The sequence below is a fragment of the Shewanella sp. 3_MG-2023 genome, from assembly GCF_030548765.1.
Classification (GTDB): Bacteria; Pseudomonadota; Gammaproteobacteria; order Enterobacterales; family Shewanellaceae; genus Shewanella.
The window spans coordinates 21,703-40,692 of sequence record NZ_JAUOSH010000001.1 but is presented as its reverse complement, the minus strand read 5'-3'; the positions used below and the strand labels follow the sequence as shown (position 1 = coordinate 40,692).

Here is an 18,990-nt window from a genome sequence, read left to right as displayed (position 1 = left end):
ATGCTAAATAATAATTAACTAATATATTCGCTCACTGAATTTAATAAACAGTAACAGCTTGGCTATTTACGAATACATGCTGAGGCTGCGAACTTAGATTTTGATGAGCTCATTATAATAATTCGATAATTTTATTTTGTCTGAAGGTGTTGCTCGGTTTAAGCATATTTTTACAAAATAAAGTTATTCCAAGGAATAGATTAAGCAAATGGCAATGTTAGAAACAATTGTTGGTTTCATGAACAATTTACTCTGGGGTAAATTGTTAGTTTATGGGCTGGTAGGCGCAGGTATCTTTTTTACTGTTCGTCTTGGCTGTATTCAAATTACTCATTTCGTACACGGCGTTAAAGTATTAGCGATTAGCCGCCGCCCTGGTAAGCATGGCTTATCTTCATTTCAAGTTTTTTGTACCAGTATGGCTGCCCGTGTCGGAGCCGGAAATATGGCTGGTGTTGCGGTTGCAATCGGTGCCGCAGGTCCTGGGGCAGTATTTTGGATGTGGGCCATTGCCATGCTCGGTATGGCGACGGCAATGATCGAGTCAACGTTAGCGCAAGTTTATAAAGTTAAAGACGTTGACGGGCAGTATCGTGGTGGCCCTTCATATTATATGGAAAAAGGCCTTGGCCAACGCTGGATGGGGATTCTATTTTCAATCCTACTGATTATTTGTTTTGGCTTAGTGTTTAATGCTGTTCAAGCAAATACTATCTCTGGTGCAATGACTGCCGTATTTGATTTAAATCCAATTTATGTCGGTCTTGGGATTGCGCTATTGAGTGGCCTCGTGATTATGGGCGGTCTTAAAAAGGTCGCTAGAGTGTCAGAAATTATCGTTCCGATTATGGCATTAGCCTACATTGCGATTGCCTTGGTTGTTGTTTTAATGAATGTTGAGCAATTGCCTGCCGTATTTATGTTGGTGATTAACAGTGCATTTGGCTGGCAAGAGGCCGCTGCTGGTGGTGTAGCATACAGTGTTGCTCAAGCAATGCAGGCGGGTATTGCTCGCGGCTTGTTCTCTAATGAAGCAGGTATGGGTAGTGCCGCCAATATTGCAGCAAGTGCTTCACCGAATCCTAATCACCCAGCGTCACAAGGTTTTGTGCAAATGATGGGTGTGTTTGTGGACACTATTGTTATCTGTACTGCTACTGCGGCAATTATCTTATTGTCTGGTGATGGTGGCGGCTCTGGTGATGGTATTGCAAGAACCATTAATGCATTAACGCATCATGTGGGTGACTGGGGTGGGGCATTTATTGCCTTTGCTATTTTACTTTTCTGTTTCACGTCAATTATTGCTAACTATTCGTATGCAGAAACTAACGTGATGTTTCTATCTGGCAATAAAAAAGGTGCACTACCAATCTTCCGTATCGCAGTATTAGGTATGGTTATGTTTGGCGCAGTGGCTAAGATTGGCATCGTTTGGGATTTAGCCGACGTTTCTATGGGCTTGATGGCGTTAGTTAATATGATTGCCCTGCTGTTATTGTCAGGTTTAGCGGTGAGAATTATTAATGATTACCGCCAACAAGTTAATAAGGGTGAAGATCCTGTATTTGATACGACTAAGTTCCCAGAGCTTGAAGGTCAGATAGAAGATGGGATTTGGATCAATAAAGAAGTTGAAGTGTCCAAGTAACTCACTTTACTTAATCGCGAATGTTAATTGCAGATTAATCAAATCTGAAAAAAGCATTTAGCACAATCTAAAAAACCATGCAGTAATTGCATGGTTTTTTTTATGAAGCTCAGTATGATAGATAGCATGAATTAGAGTCCATTTTATAAAATAGGATTATCAGCAATGCTAGTATTAGTTTCTCCTGCCAAAACACTTGATTTTGAAACGCCTGCATCAACCAAGAAGTTTACTCAACCGACTTTGCTAGATTACAGCCAACAATTGATTGACGTATGTCGTGAATTGACGCCCATGGATATTGCCTCTTTAATGAAAGTGAGCGATAAAATAGCAGGTTTGAATGCGGCTCGATTTGCACAGTGGCAACCACGTTTTACTCTAGATAATGCCAAGCAAGCTATGTTTGCCTTTAGGGGCGATGTATATACCGGCCTTGATGCTGACTCACTGTCTGATATGGAAATCGATAAGGCTCAAAAGCACCTACGAATTTTATCTGGTTTGTATGGCTTACTGAAGCCGCTGGATTTGATGCAAGCCTACCGTTTAGAAATGGGCACCAGCTTGGTAAACCCCGCAGGTAAAAGTCTTTATGCATTTTGGGGCGAGACAATCACCAATGAAGTTAACGCAGCTGTTGCTAATCAAAGCGATGATATCGTCATTAATTTAGCCTCAAATGAGTATTTTAAAGCGGTTAAACCCAAACTACTTAAGGCCACTTTAATCACCCCGGTATTTAAAGACTGCAAAAATGGTCAATACAAGGTGATCAGTTTTTATGCCAAAAGAGCCCGCGGCTTGATGGCGCGTTACATTATCCAAAACGATGTGACGTCATTGGCACAATTGCAGCAATTTGACTTAGATGGCTATTATTACAGTGAAGACTTATCGACACCTGCAGCGCCAGTGTTTTTAAGAGAAGAGCAAATTAAGTAACCACTACAAGTTTCAGTGTAATGTAACGGGTAAAAAAATACTTAATAAAAAAGCAGCTAAGGTTTGAACTCCTTAACTGCTTTTTTGCGATAAAAGGCTGATAGATTATTTCTTATCGGCCTTTTTAGCTAATGGGCGTAAGTTAAGTTCTGATTGCGCCATGATATAAGCAAATTGCGCATAAGCAGCGACATTTTGCGCTAATGCGGTAGGGTCGATTTTATCTAAAGTGTCGTTAGGGGTGTGGTGATAATCAAAGTAATCAGTACCATCTTGTCGAAGGGACGCCACAGGGACACCTAGAGAGGGCATCATAGACACGTCAGGGCCACCAGAAGCGTTATTGTTCCCTAACTTAACCCCGTTGATGGTCATTGAACTGTGCTCAGTTTTAACTTGCTCAAATACGTGTGGATTAACGTTGAAATCAATTTGGTAAATCTTGCCTGCGCCAAAATCAGATTCTGCGGCAATATAATGATTAACCAGCTCGTCAGCATGTTGCTTTGCATAAGCCTTACCGCCAACTAATCCCACTTCTTCTGCGGCATATAATACCACTCGAATGGTTCTCGCTGGTTTTTGAGGTAAATCTTGAATCAATTTCGCCGCTGCAGTCACAATCGCAACGCCTGCACCATCATCAATTGCACCCGTGCCTTCATCCCAAGAGTCAAGGTGAGCGCCAATCAGCACCACTTCTTCAGCCTTACTACTGCCAGTTACCTCGGCAATAACATTGTAGGATGTTGCGACCCCTAAATTCTTTGAAGATAGGTTAAGTGATAAGCTGATGTTCTTATCTCTTTTTAACATGGCATTAATCATATCAGCATCTGGTGCAGACAATGCAGCAGCTGGAATTTTTGCCACTCCATCTTTGTAACGCATCATGCCGGTATGGGCCATGCGGTCATGATCGGTACCTATTGAGCGAATGACCACAGCGACAGCGCCTTTTTCTGCTGCAGCAACCGCGCCTCTTGAGCGGCCGCCAACAGACTGACCATAGCCTTTACCACTAATATGGCGCTCGGTTTTATGATCAATAAAGACAATTTTGCCTTCGACTAATGCTGGATCGGCGACTTGTAGTGCAGCAAGGGTGTCAAAGCGCACTATCTGGGCTTGTAAACCTGACTCAGGCGTTGCCACGCTGCCACCTAGAGCGCTAATGACCAGCGGTTGCTCAAACGGTGAGACGATTGATGCCTGAGCATGGCCTCGTGACCAAGCTGGGACTTGGACAGATTCCTTATAGACCTTATCAAAACCTAAGCTTTTGAGTTTATTCATCGCCCATTCGACTGCGATGAGATCTTTCTCGGAACCGGCGAGTCGAGGGCCGACTTCCACTGTCAATGATTCAACAATGTCATAACCTAAAGTAGAAGATAACGCCTTTGTGGCTAGTTGCTGGCTAATTACATCGTTAGCAGACTGTGGTAATTGTGTTACTTGGGTATCATTTGTCTGGCTTTGACAGCCTGATATAGCGGCTAAAACTATCCCTGTAAAAATTGATTTCTTATAGTTTTTCATGAGTTTCCTTCATTTTTATTAGCTAAGTCTCATTTTTAAAAACAATCTACCAAAAAGTGTGCTTCATGTCGCTGCCCGATTTGTTAGGGAAGGCTATATTAGTCTCAGTGATGATTAAGGAGAGCTAACGCGTGATGAATATAGAAATGATGCAGCAGCGAGCAGATCATGCTGTGGTAATGCTAAAGGCACTGGCAAATGAACGCCGTTTATTTATTTTGTGCCATTTGCTGAATGAAGGCGAAATGTGTGTCGGTGAGATGAATAAAAAACTAGGTCTAAGCCAATCTGCGTTATCGCAGCATTTAGCTTGGCTGAGAAAAGACAATCTCGTTTGTACACGTAAAGAAGCGCAAACTGTGTTTTATTCACTTAAAAGTGATGAAGTTCGTGAGCTAATAAAAGTATTGGATAATTTATACTGCCATTAATGGCAATAATTTTGATACCTATAACGTCTTAACAATATCTTGCTACTGATGACAGTAAGATCGAGTTAAGGCGTTTTTTTATGTCTTAAATATGGATTTGATATTTAGCGCAAAAATGTCCGTAAAAGCTTGAAGGCAGGGCAAGTGGAGAGAGTATTTTTTGTGAGTTATTTTATTGCAGGTATAAAAAAACCGACCTAAGTCGGTTTTTGTAATATAAATCGCTAAAATTAAGCAGCTAGTGCTTTGATTTTTGCGTTTATACGTGCCTTTTGACGAGCAGCTTTATTCTTGTGAATAAGGCCTTTAGTCGCCATACGGTCAACAATTGGTTGTGCTGCTGCGAATGCTTCGGTAGCCGCTTTGTGGTCACCGCTCTGGATAGCAGCGATAACTCTTTTAACGTATGTACGTAACATTGAACGACGACTAGCGTTATGCTGACGACGTTTTTCAGACTGAAGCGCGCGCTTCTTTGCAGACTTGCTATTAGCCAAGGTGCAACTCCTAAAACTGGGTTTAATACTTTGAGGGCGAGGAATATGCCTGCTTTTATTCATTTTGTCAATGAATATGATAGAAATAACGTCGAAAAGACAAATAAAACTACCTGGCTCGGTTATCTTCAACCCAACTCGTGTAAGATGTGGCGCAATTCTATCAGTTCTTATACCCCATAGACAGCATTAGAATCGAAAATTTGAGATATATCAGACTTAATTTAAACGCTTGTGTGCGGCTTTGGAGTGATGCTTGAGTAAATCGTTATTAAAATCAGGTGCTATCGTCAGTGTTATGACCTTGATATCTCGGGTGCTTGGCTTGGTTAGAGATGTAGTCATTGCCAACTTAATGGGTGCAGGTAGTAGTGCCGATGTGTTTATCTTTGCCAATAAAATTCCCAATTTTTTACGTCGATTATTTGCTGAAGGTGCTTTCGCACAGGCATTCGTGCCGGTGTTGACAGAATACCAACAAAACAAAACCCCAGCTGAAACCCGTGAGCTTATAGGTAAAGTGGCCGGTACTTTGGGCGGCATAGTGAGCGTTGTAACCTTAATTGGTGTTATCGGATCACCGATACTTGCTGCATTATTTGCTGGTGGCTGGTTTTATGATTGGATGAACGATGGGCCGGATGCGGCAAAGTTTGAACTTGCCTCTATGATGCTCAAAATTACCTTCCCTTATTTATGGTTTATTACCTTAACCGCACTGGCTGGCTCAATATTAAATACCCGCGGTAAGTTTGCAGTTTCTGCCTTTACGCCGGTATTTTTGAATATTACCATTATTATTGCCGCTTTAGTGTTTGCCCCCAAGATGGAACAACCTGAAATCGCTTTAGCTTTAGGGGTGTTTTTTGGTGGTTTAGTGCAGTTTTTGTTTCAAATTCCGTTTTTACTACGTGAAAATGCCTTAGTAAAACCGTCATGGGGCTGGAACCACAGTGGGGTCGTGAAAATCAGAACCTTAATGATCCCTGCATTATTTGGCGTTTCTGTTTCGCAAATCAATTTACTGTTCGATACCTTTATTGCCAGTTTTTTAATGACAGGCTCTATTAGTTGGCTTTACTACTCAGACCGCTTACTTGAGTTCCCTTTAGGATTGTTTGGTATTGCCATTGCGACGGTTATTTTGCCAGCTTTATCTAGAAAGCATATTGATGATAAAGGCAGTGGTTTTAGTGACACTATGGACTGGGGAGTAAGAGCCATTTTATTATTGGGCATGCCAGCCATGCTGGGATTAATCATTCTTGCTCAGCCGATGTTAATGGTGCTTTTTATGCGCGGCGCATTTACAGTATCTGATGTTGAGATGGCATCGTACAGTTTAGTGGCTTATGGTTGTGGCTTACTGAGTTTTATGATGATTAAAGTATTGGCGCCGGGCTATTACTCACGCCAAGATACTAAAACCCCAGTTAAATTCGGTATTATCGCCATGGTAAGCAATATGGTGTTCAATATCATTTTTGCCATTCCATTTGGCTACGTAGGACTTGCAATTGCCACTTCTATGTCAGCCTTTCTTAATGCCGGCCTGTTATATCGAGGCTTACACCTAGCTGGTGTCTATAAAGTCAATCGTTCAACCATGGTATTTTTCGCTAAAGTGGTCATTGCGACACTCGTGATGGCAGCGCTATTAGTTTACTTATTACCAGAGCAGCAAATGTGGTTAGATATGGCAATGCAAGTTAAGGTTTACAGCCTGTTAAAACTCATCATATTAGGTGCATTAGCCTATTTATTCAGCTTAGTGCTAATGGGGCTAAAACCTTGGACAATGAAACGTCGATCATGAATGCTGATTATCCATTCTATCTAGTATATAATCAGCCGATTTACAGTAGCAGTTGTTTGGCGTAATGGAACTAATTCGCGGTATACATAATATTTTACCTTCGCATAATGGATGCGTGCTCACTATTGGTAACTTTGATGGTGTGCATCGTGGTCATGCGCAAGTGATTAATAATTTAGTTAATAAAGCTAAACACTTTCAGCTACCTGCTGTAGTAATGACCTTTGAGCCACAACCGCAAGAGTTATTTCGCCAACAAGATGCCCCTGCAAGAATTAGCTTATTAAGAGATAAAATTAGTTTGCTAGAAGAGCTCAATATTGATCGTCTTCTGTGTGCTAATTTTAATACTCGTTTTGCTAATCAACCGGCAGAGCAATTTATTGAAGATTTATTAGTCAATAAATTAGGGGTGAAGTATCTAGTGGTTGGTGATGATTTTTGTTTTGGTAAAAACAGAACTGGCACCTTTGATATGTTACTTGAAGCGGGTAAAAAGTTCGGTTTTACTGTGGTCAGTACCCAAAGCTTTATCTTAGGTTCGACCAGAGTGAGCTCCACTGCGGTTCGTGAGCAGTTAGCATTAGGGAACTTAGAGCAAGCAAGGCGTTTACTCGGGCACCCAGTGTTACTGTCAGGTAAAGTGGCCCACGGCCAAAAAATTGGGCGAACCATTGGTTTTCCAACTGCTAACATTGCATTAAAACGTAAAGTGTCACCAGTAAGAGGTGTTTTTGCGGTAAAAATGTACTGGGATGGTAGTGATATTTATGAAGGCGTTGCCAATGTTGGTTTTAGGCCAACTGTTGAAGGGCAAGTCTGTCAATTAGAAGTGCACTTATTCGACTACTCTGGTGACTTATACGGTAAAAGAGTGGAAGTTGAATTAGTGGCAAAAATCCGTGATGAACATCCGTTCGAGTCACTGGATGCGTTAAAAAAACAAATTTTGAATGATGTAAATGAAGCAAAAGCTTTATTTAGCAATGATGCAGGTTGAGATTAATCAGCCCAAATAATGGTATAGGATCAATGACCGACTATAAATCTACTTTGAATTTGCCGGAAACCGATTTTCCGATGCGCGGTAATCTGGCTAATCGTGAGCCAGCTATGTTAGACCGTTGGACTCAAGACGAACTTTATCAAAAAATTCGTGACAGTCGAATTGGTCGCAAACCGTTTATTTTGCATGACGGCCCCCCGTATGCGAATGGCAATATCCATATTGGTCACTCGGTAAACAAAATATTAAAAGATATCATTGTTAAGTCTAAAACAATGGCAGGTTTTGATGCGCCTTATATTCCTGGATGGGATTGTCACGGCTTACCAATTGAATTAATGGTAGAGAAAAAAGTTGGCAAACCAGGTCAAAAGATTTCAGCTGCTGATTTTCGCGAAGAATGCCGTAAATACGCCGCTAAGCAAGTTGACGGTCAACGTGAAGACTTTATTCGTTTAGGTGTATTTGGTGATTGGCATAATCCTTACTTAACCATGGATTACAGCACTGAAGCTAACATCGTGCGTTCTTTATCTAAAGTGATTGAAAGCGGTCACCTGCACAAAGGTGTTAAACCTGTTCATTGGTGTACTGACTGTGGTTCAGCGTTAGCAGAAGCAGAAGTTGAATACGAAGATAAAACCTCACCCGCTATTGATGTGGCATTTAATGCCGTTGATAGCGCAGCGGTTGCAGCGAAATTTGGCGTTGAAGGTTACACAAACACGGTTTCAGCGGTTATTTGGACCACGACGCCTTGGACTATCCCTGCTAACCGTGCATTATCATTAAGCCCAGAGCTTGATTACAGCCTAGTTGAGTTTGTAAAAGAAGGCGTAACTAAAACACTTATTCTAGCTGAAGTGCTAGTTGAAAGTTGTTTAACTCGTTATGAGGCTGAGTCACATACGGTTATCGGCACAACCAAAGGTGCTGAGCTTGAGTTAATGCGTTTCAAGCATCCTCTTTCTGCATTTGATGTGCCTGCCATTCTTGGTGACCACGTAACAACTGAAGCTGGTACTGGCGTAGTTCATACTGCACCAGGTCATGGTCAAGACGATTTCGTGGTTGGTCAAAAGTACGGCTTAGAAGTCGCAAACCCTGTTGGTGACAATGGTGTCTATAAAGCTGACACTGAGTTTTTTGCTGGTCAACACGTATTCAAAGCCAATAAGAGTGTTGTTGATTTATTAGAAGAGAAAGGCCAGCTGTTGTGTCATGTGGCATATCGTCACAGCTACCCACATTGCTGGAGACACAAAACGCCCATTATCTTCCGTGCAACGCCACAATGGTTTATCTCAATGGATAACCATGGCTTGCGTAAGCAGGCGTTATCTGAAATTGAACAAACGCAGTGGATCCCTGACTGGGGCCAAAGCCGTATTGAAAAAATGGTTGAGAACCGTCCTGACTGGTGTATTTCACGCCAACGTACCTGGGGCGTACCAATCACGTTATTAGTTAACCGTGAAACTGAAGAATTACACCCTGATAGCGTTTCTATCATGGAGCGCGTTGCGCACCGTATCGAGCAACAAGGTATTCAAGCTTGGTGGGATCTTGAGATCAGTGAACTGATTGGCGATGAAGCCGATCAATACCGTAAAGTGACTGATACTTTAGATGTTTGGTATGACTCAGGTTCTACTTTCTCATCAGTTGTTGCATCACGCCCTGAATTCCAAGGCCACGAGATTGACTTATACCTTGAAGGTAGCGATCAGCATCGCGGCTGGTTCATGTCTTCATTGATGATTTCAACGGCAATGAATGGTAAAGCACCTTACAAGCAAGTACTAACACACGGTTTCACCGTTGATGGTAAAGGCCGTAAGATGTCTAAATCAGTAGGTAACGTGATTGCACCGCTACAAGTTATTAATAAGCTTGGCGCTGACATCTTACGCTTATGGGTTGCAGCAACTGATTACAGTGGTGAGATGACGGTTTCTGATGAAATCTTAAATCGCAGCGCTGATTCATATCGCCGTATTCGTAACACCGCGCGCTTTTTACTTGCTAACTTAAGTGGCTTTAATCCAGAAACGGATATGATTGCTACTGAAGATATGGTGTCACTGGATCGCTGGGCAGTACGCCGCGCTGCAGCACTACAAGAAGAAATCATTGAAGCTTACGAGCAATATAATTTCCACTTAGTGACCCAAAAACTAATGCAGTTCTGTTCTGTTGAGCTTGGTAGCTTCTACTTAGATATCATTAAAGATCGCCAGTATACTGCTAAATCAGATGGTCACGCTCGTCGTAGTTGCCAAACTGCTTTATACCATATTGCTGAAGCAATGGTACGTTGGATTGCACCAATCTTAAGCTTTACCGCTGATGAAATCTGGCAGCTACTTCCTGGTGAACGTGAGCAATACGTGTTTACTCAAGAATGGTACCAAGGCCTAGAGTCAGTGACCTTAGCTGACGATTTAAATGATGAATACTGGCAGCAACTTTTAGCTGTTCGTAACGAAGTCAATAAAGTATTAGAGCAAGCCCGTCGTGATAAGCGTATTGGTGGCTCACTGCAAGCTGAAGCGACTTTATATGCTGATGAAGAGTTAGCGGCAAAACTGGCTCAAGTGAATGATGAGCTACGTTTTGTATTGTTAACATCTAAAGCGATTGTTGCCCCATTAAGTGATGCGCCAGCTGATGCAATTGAAACAGAGCTTGCTGCATTAAAGCTTGTTGTTGCAGCAAGTGAAGCCCAGAAGTGTGAGCGTTGCTGGCACTACAGCGAAGATGTTGGCACTGTCGAGTCTCATGCGACATTATGTGGCCGCTGCGTAACTAACATCGAAGGCGATGGCGAACATCGCGACTTTGCATAAAGGACTTGCTTGATGCCACTAACATGGAAAGAAAGCGGCATTCGTTGGTATTGGGTAGCTGTATTGGTATTTATTGCCGATCAGCTATCTAAGCAATGGGTGTTAGCCAATTTTGAGCTGTCTGAATCAATACAGCTGTTACCTATTTTTAATTTCACCTATGTGCGTAATTACGGCGCCGCGTTTAGCTTTTTAAGTGAAGCCGGTGGCTGGCAGAGGTGGTTTTTTACCATCATAGCCGTTGGTTTTAGCACACTGCTGACGATATGGCTGCGTAAACAGTCAGCGTCGCTGTGGCGCACCAACCTTGCGTATACGCTCATTATTGGTGGCGCCATTGGTAATTTAGTTGATCGTTTAATGCATGGTTACGTAGTGGACTTTATCGATTTCTATTGGAAAACCAGCCACTATCCAGCATTTAATATTGCTGATTCAGCTATTTTTATCGGTGCAGCATTGATTATTTGGGAAGCGTTTAAACCCGAAACCCAAGCGGCAGAAAGTTAGGGAGTCTATTTTGTCTGAGCAACAACTTGCACGTTCCATAGTGTGTCATATGAATATCATTTTAGAAGATGGCTCAACGGCAGAAAGCACCAAAGCATCAGGAAAACCAGCGCGTTTTAATGTTGGTGATGAGAGCTTAAGCCCTGCATTTGAATCAGAAATTTCAAGCCTGAATAAAGGTGATAAGCACAGCTTTACCTTAGATGCGATTGATACTTTTGGTGAGTCTAATCCTGATGCTGTGCATCATATGGACAGAAGTAAATTCCCTGCTGATATGGCATTAGAACCTGGTGTCATTGTTAGTTTCGGTGGTCCAGGCGGCAGTGAAATCCCAGGTATGGTTCGTGAAGTTGCTGGTGATTCAGTGACTATAGACTTGAATCATCCTCTAGCTGGTCAGAAATTAACTTTCGAACTTGAAGTGGTAGAGGTACTTTAAAATGCTTAAAGTTGATCCTACATCGCCAGAACTGAACATCTTACTGGCAAATCCGCGCGGTTTTTGTGCTGGTGTTGATCGGGCGATTAGCATTGTCGAACGTGCTTTAGAGTTATTTGAACCACCGATTTATGTCCGCCATGAAGTCGTACATAACCGTTACGTGGTACAAAACCTAAAAGACCGCGGCGCTATATTTGTTGATGAGTTAGAGCAAGTGCCTGATAACAGTATTGTGATTTTTAGTGCTCATGGTGTTTCTCAGGCTGTTCGCAAAGAAGCAAAAGTGCGTGGTTTAAAAGTATTTGATGCCACGTGTCCTTTGGTCACTAAAGTGCATCTTCAAGTTACTCGTGCAAGCCGTAAAGGCGTGGAGTGTATTCTGATTGGCCATGAAGGCCATCCAGAGGTTGAAGGCACTATGGGTCAATACGACAACACTGAAGGTGGGGTTTATTTGATTGAATCCCCGGAAGATGTAGCGTCTTTAAAGGTTAATAACCCAGATAACCTATGTTTCGTCACGCAGACCACATTATCAGTTGATGACACGCTAGATATTATTGCGGCCTTGCAACAACGTTTTCCTTCCATTGAAGGGCCGCGTAAAGATGATATTTGTTATGCCACTCAAAATCGTCAAGATGCAGTGCGCAATATGTCATCAGATGCAGACTTAATGATTGTTGTAGGCTCAAAAAATAGCTCTAACTCCAATCGACTGCGTGAACTCGCTGAGAAAACTGGTACAGAAGCCTATTTAGTTGATACCGCTGCCGATGTTGATGAAGCTTGGTTTAAAGATGTAAAAAAAGTAGCAGTGACTGCTGGCGCTTCAGCGCCTGAAGTGCTGGTTCAACAAGTTGTTGATGCGATAGCTAAATTCGAACCATCGGTAATAACTGAGGTTGAAGGGCGCAAAGAAGATACTGTCTTCGCTGTTCCCGCGGAATTACGATAGCACTTAATAAACGCACAAACTCACTAAAAAATTAAAAACCGTAAGTCTGTAAAGATTTACGGTTTTTTTATATCTGCAACTAATAGACTATACTCTTGAAACAGTCTAAGTTAACGATTTACTTATATTTGGTAAACAACTAGACACCTTTCGGTTACATCTTGCTCAAGTGTAGGTAAACAGATATTATTAACCGCTAAGTGATGGATTTATAAAAAGATAGTGATTTAACATTCGTCAATGTATTGGCAAATAATGGAGGTTTGACACATATGTCAGCTAAAAGGAATGGATTTTCCTTAATTGAAGTCATGGTTTCATTAGTCATTTTAACTGTAGGGTTAATTGGCATTTTCAACCTGCATATCGTATCGAAACGAGGCAGTTTTGAAGCTTTTCAGCAAACTCAAGCTTCTTACTATGCAAACGATATTATAAACCGAATGCGACTAAACCCATCGGTATTAAATTCCTATGGCTCTGAAACTGGTGTCACATATACAGGTGATTCTTTAACAGCGCCCTCCAAAGCATGCACGGGGGCTGCAATTTGCACGCCTGCTGAGCTACAACTTTGGGATGTATATGAATGGCAGTCAGCTTTTATTGGTGAAGCCGAAAATGACGGTGGTAACAATGTTGGTGGTTTACCAGCTCCAAACGGGTGTATTTATGTTGAGCCAAGTAAAGTCGTGGTAGTAATGAGTTGGACTGGAATACGTAAATCTTCAGGAACTGAAACAGGTTATTCTGATTATGTTATCAACTGCGGCGATAAAAATAATAAAAAACGCATCTTTGAAATAGAAACAGCAATCTTTTAGGTTTTTAAATGATTATTCAATATAAACAACAAGGTATGTCACTGGTAGAACTAATGATCGCTATGCTCATTAGTTTATTTATTTCTGCTGGATTGTTTTCAATGTTCAGTATGTCTTCCAGTAATGTCACTACAACCAGCCAATTTACTCAATTACAAGAAAATGGACGCATCGCACTTGCCATAATGGAGCGTGACATCAGTCAATTAGGTTTTTTCGGTGATATTACAGGAACAGATTTATTACTGGGAGTAAATACATCAGTTTCTGCAACTGGGCCAACCAGTGATTGTGTTGGAGATGGGTTCAATAATGAAACATTTCCAATTAATGTACCTGCACATTTTAGACGTTTATGGGGATATGAACAGGGCAGCAGTTTGAATACATTAAACTGCAATTCTGCAATTTCTCCGAATAGTGGCACTGATGTTATTCAAATCAAACGCTTAATTGGCCCAGCCACTCTTGAAGCTGACTTAGATGACAATCGATATTATGCATCAGTAGCTTCAAATGAAATTGAATTTTTTAATGGTAATACCACTGCAGCCCCAAATAAATTGAATAGTCGAATCTGGGAGTTTCAGCATCGTGTTTATTTTATAAAAGATGATTCAGGCATCCCAATTCTAACTAGACGTACACTCAGTCTCACTGGGGGCATGAGTAATGAAGACCAATTAGTTGAAGGTATTGAAAATATCAGATTTCTTTATGGTTTCGATGATGATGGTGATTCAACTCCTGATTCATTCATGCCCGCTCAAGATGTAAGCTCTATTATGTGGGATAACCAAGGTTTTCAAAGATTAGTTTCTATCAAAATTTATGTTCTAGTTCGATCTATCCAAGAGGACAAAAATTATGAAAACGAAATTGTATATCAACTTGGGGATAAGCCTATTGCTGCTACGAATGACCATTATCGCCGGAAGGTTATGTCTACAACTGTAGTTTTAGATAACCCGGTGTTAATTCGAAATTAGATATAAAGGCTTAAATATGAACACAAAAATAAAAAAACAAAATGGGATGGTGCTATTTTTTTCATTAATCGTCCTGATTGTTATGACAATTATCGGAGTCGCTTTAGCTGTTAACTCTAGTCAATCTTTAAGAATGGCAGGCGCTGGGAGCGATCGAGTCTCTGCTCTTGCTCAAGCACAGGGCGGCTTAAACACAGTGATTAAGGATAATTTAGTTCACAGTTTTAGTACAATGACTGTAAATGGAAGCGCGACTGAAATGAATGGCAATCAAAGTATAAAATTAATGCCTGAAGATAATCCGGGTATTGATGTTAATTGTCAGCGTACTGAGAAAGCTAGTGCTGCGAATTTAATTAGTTGTAGGAGGTTAGAAGTTTCTAGCTCTGCTACTTTCGGCCGCAGTGGTGTTGGACAGCTCACCGTCACTACTGGCGTTGAACAAGAAGTGCTTACGGGGAGTTAATCATGATTAAGAAAATAACCAGTTTTGCTATCGGGTTTATGAGTATTGGATTAGCAGCCGGAAGTTTTGCTGATGATACCGAATTGTATGTATTAGAAACTTCAGCTAGGAGTAATTCTAATCCACAAGTTCTAATCATTTTTGATACATCGGGTAGCATGGGAGGAGATGGTAATACTTCTAGTGATTTTACCGCACCAAGGTTTCATGTGCAGTCATCACTAGGGAATTCTACAAAACTCTACTTTTCTTCAGACCCAGAAGTTGTACCAACAGCGAGTAGTGAACAGTATTTTCTAAATGGTATCAATGGATGTGACTCTTCTTCTGGATTTCTGGATGATTACGGTGTTTATACTGGGTATTTTAGAGAGTATCAGAGTGGGAAGTGGGTTGAGTTTCCTGCTGAAAATGGTTCATCAATTACTACTGTAGATTGTTATGAAGATATAGCGGATTCCAATACAAATAATGCAAGTGGTTCAGGTTATCCAGTCGATGGTCTTGCATCTCCTTATGACGTTGATATTGAAAAAGCAAAATTGACGGAATTTGGATTAGGAAGCCCACTGAATATTTATACTGCAGAATATATATCTTGGTATCACAATAGCAGTAAGCCAAATGGTGAAACCGATACTAAACCTTATAAGCGAATGGATGTTGCTAAGAGGGTATTACAAGAAGTTATTGCCAATACTCCTGGTGTGGACTTTGGTATTGAAATTTTTAATTATAACACTGGCGGTTCGACTAGTGACCCAAGAGATGGAGGGCGAATTATTGCGGGTATTAGTCCATCATCAGTTGCGAGTAAAAATGCATTGAATTCAACGATTGAAGATTTAGTTTCAATTAATCTTAATCATACCCCTTTGTGTGAAACGCTATTTGAAGCTTATAGTTATATGTATGGTAAATCGGTTACTTTTGGTCACGATACTGGTAACTCCATCGGTGAAGGTAAAAATCCAACATATGACAGTACCGTTGAAAATACAGCTGGTACTGCATATATATCCCCTTTTATTGACAAGCAATGTCAATCAAATGCATCAATCATTTATGTAACTGATGGCGTCCCTAACAAAGATACAGCAGCCAACAGTGCTATCAAAACCTTATTAGGGTTAGATACTGCAACGGGAAATACATCTGTTACAGGCCATGTAGATGGCAATTTGATGCCGCCATTAGCTGGTTGGATGGCAAATAATGATGTCAATCCTAATGTACCTGGTTTACAAGCTGTGACGACTTATACAATTGGTTTCAGTAGTGGAGCAGCAGCTGCAAAAGAAATTTTAGAGAAAACAGCTGAATTAGGTAAAGGTAAATATTATTCAGCGTTGACAGCATCAGCTCTTCAAGCATCATTATTAAAAGCTTTAGCAGCAATTAAAGAAGACAGTGCAAGCTTTTCGTCTCCTTCTGTTGCCTTAGATAAAACTCAAACCGGTGATGATGCTTACTTTGCAATGTTCTTACCTGATGAAGGCCCTAGGTGGTCAGGTAATTTAAAGAAATTTAAAGTCAGTAGTAATGGAGCGTTATTAGACCAAAACGATAATGCAGCCCTCGATGATACCGGCTACATCGCACAAGGTGCCTGTCCACTTTGGACTACTGCAGCTGTATGTAGTGGAGCAAACTACGAAGGATATGATGTTTCTGATGGTGGCGTGGCCGAAGTTTTAAGAGAGCTTCATAAAACTGATGTAACTACACGGAACGTGCTAATTAATAAAGGTACATCTGGTGAACTCATTTCTTTCACTAAAGCAAATGCACAGCAAAATAGTCATTTAAATACTGATTCAAAATTAGCTTTATACATGGGAGTTGAGGAAAGTGCACTTGAGGATTCTTTTAAATGGGCAATGGGCGAAAACGTTGATGATGAAAAATATGATGAAACGAATAGCAGTAACGCAGCACCTTACTTAAGAAAAGATATTATCGGTGATCCATTACATTCGAGGCCTCTAGTTATAAATTACGGTAACTCTACTACGCCTGATATACGTATTTTAATGGGGACAAATCATGGTTTTCTTCATATGTTTAAAGATGAAGAAACTGGTGGCGTAAGTTCTGTTTCAGAGTCATGGGCATTTATGCCAACGGAGTTACTTCCGAATATTAAGGGGTTAAGGGATAATCCTAAAACTGGTGTCCATTCCATTTATGGAATGGACAGTACACCAGTGCCCTATATAGAAAGGGATGGTGACGGAAAAGTAACAAAAGCATGGCTATTTGTGGGTATGAGGCGTGGTGGGTCATCTTATTATGCTCTGGATATCACAACGCCTGATTTTCCTAGTCTTAAGTGGATTTCATCTACAAATACTTTTACTTTCATGGGGCAATCTTGGGCTGAACCTGTCGTAACAAAAGTCCCTGGTTGGCCAGCAGGGGCTGTATCAGCTAATACTGCTAGTCCTGTGATTATAGTTGGAGCAGGTTACACTCCTGCTACAAAGGATGGTTCTGGTGTAGGCTCTGATGATACGACTGGTGCTGGAATTTATATTATCGACGCTGACACTGGCGCTAAAGTCCATAGTTTTGGCCGTTCGGGTAGTAATACTGTTATACCTGGCTTAAAGGACAGCATCCCAAACAAAGTTGCTATTTTAGATAGTAATAGCGATCAGCTCACTGACAGATTCTATGCAACAGATACTGGTGCAAATGTTTGGAGGATAGACTTACCGGGTTTACCTACTGATACTTCAGCTCCTTGGAGTGCTTTTAAATTTGCTAATTTAGGTGGTAATACAACAACTTCAGATCTTCGTTTCTTTTCTGCACCAGTAGTCGCGCAAACCTCGTTTAGTAATATTGCGGAACATACTCACACAGATGCTAATGGTAATTCAACGACGACAAATACTTATCAAAACATTCCATATGATGCAGTTGTGATTGGTAGTGGTCATAGAGCTCATCCACTTGATAAAGAGAGAAATGACCGGTTCTTTACCCTACAAGACCGAAATATCATAACAAAATCCTATAGCTTTGCCAGTGGCAATACTGAACCGACTGCGTTAGAACTAACAAACCTTTATAACGTTACCACTCAGTCACCCTCAACTGACAGTGAAGCAATTGCCTTTGGAGCTAAAAGAGGGTGGTATTACAATTTTACTGATATTGGTGAAAAGTCATTGTCAGCTGCGACAATTGTTTATGGTAAAGTCTTTTTCACTTCTTATGTTCCAGAAGCTACAGGGGCCTCAGATGAGGCTTGTTTAGTTCCTGGGCAAGGTAGGCTACGTGGACTTGATTTGCATAAAGGTGCGAGAATTTATTCACATTCTGAAGATTATTTTTCAATGGGTGAACAAGTACCTGACACACCTCAAATCTTCATTTCTAGCCCAGACGAAGATGGAGACTCATCGACGTATTTTATAACTCCTGATTTGCCTATGGAAAAAGTGGATGGAAGTGATCCTGATGGCTGCGCTGAAGGTGATGATAAATGTATCGGCGGTGGTTTAGGTGTTAACCGAATTTACTACCATCAGAATGAGAATTAGAATGTACTTACATAATAAAAATAAAGGTTTTACACTAATAGAAGTCATGATTACAGTAGTTATAATTGGAATTTTAGCTTCAATTGCCTATCCGAGTTACACCAAGTTCGCTGCAAAGGGAGCAAGAGCTGATGCTCTTTCTGGTTTAATGAATTTAACTAACAGACAGGAGCAATTCTATTTGGATCATAAGAAATTTACCAAAAATATGAAACAATTGGGAATGGATGCAGATCCTTATATTGTCGATAATGGTTTTTACGAAATTGATGCCTCTGTTGGGAATGCTACTAGATATACTTTGCAAGCAACTGCGATAGGCACTCAAGCAACACGTGATACAGCTTGTCCTGTTATCCAAATAACTTCAGACGGCGTTAAGACTCCTACGGAGTGCTGGGGGAATTAAGTATATTCTTCATTAAATAAAAAAAGAGTTTATGGTTAACCATAAACTCTTTTTTATTATGTGTTTTTTGCGTTACTTACGGCCTTTGATAACAATAACTA

16 protein-coding genes are annotated in these 18,990 nt (G+C 40.9%); 14 read left to right on the top strand and 2 right to left on the bottom strand.

The window, feature by feature from the left end; genetic code table 11:
* Positions 1 to 214: 214 nt before the first annotated feature.
* Together Q4591_RS00165 and yaaA are read left to right on the top strand one after the other, a co-directional pair.
* The gene (locus Q4591_RS00165; protein ID WP_303458794.1) at positions 215 to 1,651 is read left to right on the top strand and encodes a sodium:alanine symporter family protein; all 1,437 of its coding nucleotides are present in this window, start codon (positions 215 to 217) and stop codon (positions 1,649 to 1,651) included.
* Positions 1,652 to 1,816: 165 nt separating this feature from the next.
* Complete coding sequence (yaaA, locus tag Q4591_RS00160; protein ID WP_102475624.1) at positions 1,817 to 2,596, top strand: peroxide stress protein YaaA; 780 nt, start codon at positions 1,817 to 1,819, stop codon at positions 2,594 to 2,596.
* Between the two features lie 105 nt (positions 2,597 to 2,701).
* Here the strand turns inward: yaaA and Q4591_RS00155 are convergent, their stop codons facing one another.
* On the bottom strand, positions 2,702 to 4,138 hold the full coding sequence (locus tag Q4591_RS00155) for a M20/M25/M40 family metallo-hydrolase (protein ID WP_102439207.1): 1,437 nt from the start codon (positions 4,136 to 4,138) through the stop codon (positions 2,702 to 2,704).
* A gap of 134 nt (positions 4,139 to 4,272) precedes the next feature.
* Between Q4591_RS00155 and Q4591_RS00150 the strand changes: the two genes are divergently transcribed.
* Positions 4,273 to 4,569, top strand: a complete 297-nt coding sequence (locus tag Q4591_RS00150; protein WP_076542961.1) for a metalloregulator ArsR/SmtB family transcription factor — start codon at positions 4,273 to 4,275, stop codon at positions 4,567 to 4,569.
* Positions 4,570 to 4,799: 230 nt separating this feature from the next.
* Here Q4591_RS00150 and rpsT read toward each other — a convergent pair whose 3' ends face one another.
* Entirely contained in the window at positions 4,800 to 5,066 is a 267-nt protein-coding gene (gene rpsT / locus Q4591_RS00145; protein WP_076542960.1) for a 30S ribosomal protein S20, read from the bottom strand.
* A gap of 256 nt (positions 5,067 to 5,322) precedes the next feature.
* Here rpsT and murJ point away from each other — a divergent pair, with 256 nt between their 5' ends.
* The 11 genes from murJ (at position 5,323) to Q4591_RS00090 (ending at position 18,889) form a co-directional block, all read left to right on the top strand.
* Entirely contained in the window at positions 5,323 to 6,882 is a 1,560-nt protein-coding gene (gene murJ / locus Q4591_RS00140) for a murein biosynthesis integral membrane protein MurJ (protein ID WP_102439206.1), read from the top strand.
* Positions 6,883 to 6,946: 64 nt separating this feature from the next.
* The gene (gene ribF / locus Q4591_RS00135) at positions 6,947 to 7,882 is read left to right on the top strand and encodes a bifunctional riboflavin kinase/FAD synthetase (protein WP_102439205.1); all 936 of its coding nucleotides are present in this window, start codon (positions 6,947 to 6,949) and stop codon (positions 7,880 to 7,882) included.
* Positions 7,883 to 7,914: 32 nt separating this feature from the next.
* Positions 7,915 to 10,737, top strand: coding sequence for an isoleucine--tRNA ligase (ileS, locus tag Q4591_RS00130; RefSeq protein WP_303458790.1), 2,823 nt, complete (start codon positions 7,915 to 7,917; stop codon positions 10,735 to 10,737).
* Positions 10,738 to 10,749: 12 nt separating this feature from the next.
* Positions 10,750 to 11,247, top strand: a complete 498-nt coding sequence (gene lspA / locus Q4591_RS00125; protein WP_102439203.1) for a signal peptidase II — start codon at positions 10,750 to 10,752, stop codon at positions 11,245 to 11,247.
* Positions 11,248 to 11,257: 10 nt separating this feature from the next.
* Positions 11,258 to 11,689 carry an FKBP-type peptidyl-prolyl cis-trans isomerase gene (fkpB, locus tag Q4591_RS00120; protein WP_277869342.1) on the top strand — a complete coding sequence of 144 codons (432 nt, stop codon included), beginning with the start codon at positions 11,258 to 11,260 and terminating at the stop codon, positions 11,687 to 11,689.
* A gap of 31 nt (positions 11,690 to 11,720) precedes the next feature.
* Entirely contained in the window at positions 11,721 to 12,650 is a 930-nt protein-coding gene (ispH, locus tag Q4591_RS00115) for a 4-hydroxy-3-methylbut-2-enyl diphosphate reductase (RefSeq protein WP_198589266.1), read from the top strand.
* Between the two features lie 272 nt (positions 12,651 to 12,922).
* Complete coding sequence (gene pilV, locus Q4591_RS00110) at positions 12,923 to 13,474, top strand: type IV pilus modification protein PilV (protein ID WP_303458787.1); 552 nt, start codon at positions 12,923 to 12,925, stop codon at positions 13,472 to 13,474.
* Between the two features lie 8 nt (positions 13,475 to 13,482).
* Positions 13,483 to 14,463, top strand: coding sequence for a PilW family protein (locus Q4591_RS00105; protein WP_303458784.1), 981 nt, complete (start codon positions 13,483 to 13,485; stop codon positions 14,461 to 14,463).
* Between the two features lie 28 nt (positions 14,464 to 14,491).
* The gene (locus Q4591_RS00100; RefSeq protein ID WP_303458941.1) at positions 14,492 to 14,929 is read left to right on the top strand and encodes a pilus assembly PilX N-terminal domain-containing protein; all 438 of its coding nucleotides are present in this window, start codon (positions 14,492 to 14,494) and stop codon (positions 14,927 to 14,929) included.
* Between the two features lie 2 nt (positions 14,930 to 14,931).
* Positions 14,932 to 18,480: a pilus assembly protein gene (locus Q4591_RS00095; protein ID WP_303458782.1), complete on the top strand. Its 3,549-nt coding sequence runs from the start codon at positions 14,932 to 14,934 to the stop codon at positions 18,478 to 18,480.
* A 1-nt stretch (position 18,481) separates the two neighbouring features.
* Positions 18,482 to 18,889 carry a type IV pilin protein gene (locus Q4591_RS00090; RefSeq protein WP_303458779.1) on the top strand — a complete coding sequence of 136 codons (408 nt, stop codon included), beginning with the start codon at positions 18,482 to 18,484 and terminating at the stop codon, positions 18,887 to 18,889.
* Positions 18,890 to 18,990: the final 101 nt, after the last annotated feature.

Bases quoted from the DNA above. Each gene is read 5' to 3' on its own strand.
- pilV (WP_303458787.1), top strand. From the start codon at position 12,923: ATGTCAGCTAAAAGGAATGGATTTTCCTTAATTGAAGTCATGGTTTCA.
- Q4591_RS00090 (WP_303458779.1), top strand. From the start codon at position 18,482: ATGTACTTACATAATAAAAATAAAGGTTTTACACTAATAGAAGTCATG.
- Q4591_RS00165 (WP_303458794.1), top strand. From the start codon at position 215: ATGTTAGAAACAATTGTTGGTTTCATGAACAATTTACTCTGGGGTAAA.
- lspA (WP_102439203.1), top strand. From the start codon at position 10,750: ATGCCACTAACATGGAAAGAAAGCGGCATTCGTTGGTATTGGGTAGCT.
- yaaA (WP_102475624.1), top strand. From the start codon at position 1,817: ATGCTAGTATTAGTTTCTCCTGCCAAAACACTTGATTTTGAAACGCCT.
- Q4591_RS00095 (WP_303458782.1), top strand. From the start codon at position 14,932: ATGATTAAGAAAATAACCAGTTTTGCTATCGGGTTTATGAGTATTGGA.
- Q4591_RS00105 (WP_303458784.1), top strand. From the start codon at position 13,483: ATGATTATTCAATATAAACAACAAGGTATGTCACTGGTAGAACTAATG.
- ileS (WP_303458790.1), top strand. From the start codon at position 7,915: ATGACCGACTATAAATCTACTTTGAATTTGCCGGAAACCGATTTTCCG.
- Q4591_RS00155 (WP_102439207.1), bottom strand. From the start codon at position 4,138: ATGAAAAACTATAAGAAATCAATTTTTACAGGGATAGTTTTAGCCGCT.
- ribF (WP_102439205.1), top strand. From the start codon at position 6,947: ATGGAACTAATTCGCGGTATACATAATATTTTACCTTCGCATAATGGA.
- Q4591_RS00150 (WP_076542961.1), top strand. From the start codon at position 4,273: ATGAATATAGAAATGATGCAGCAGCGAGCAGATCATGCTGTGGTAATG.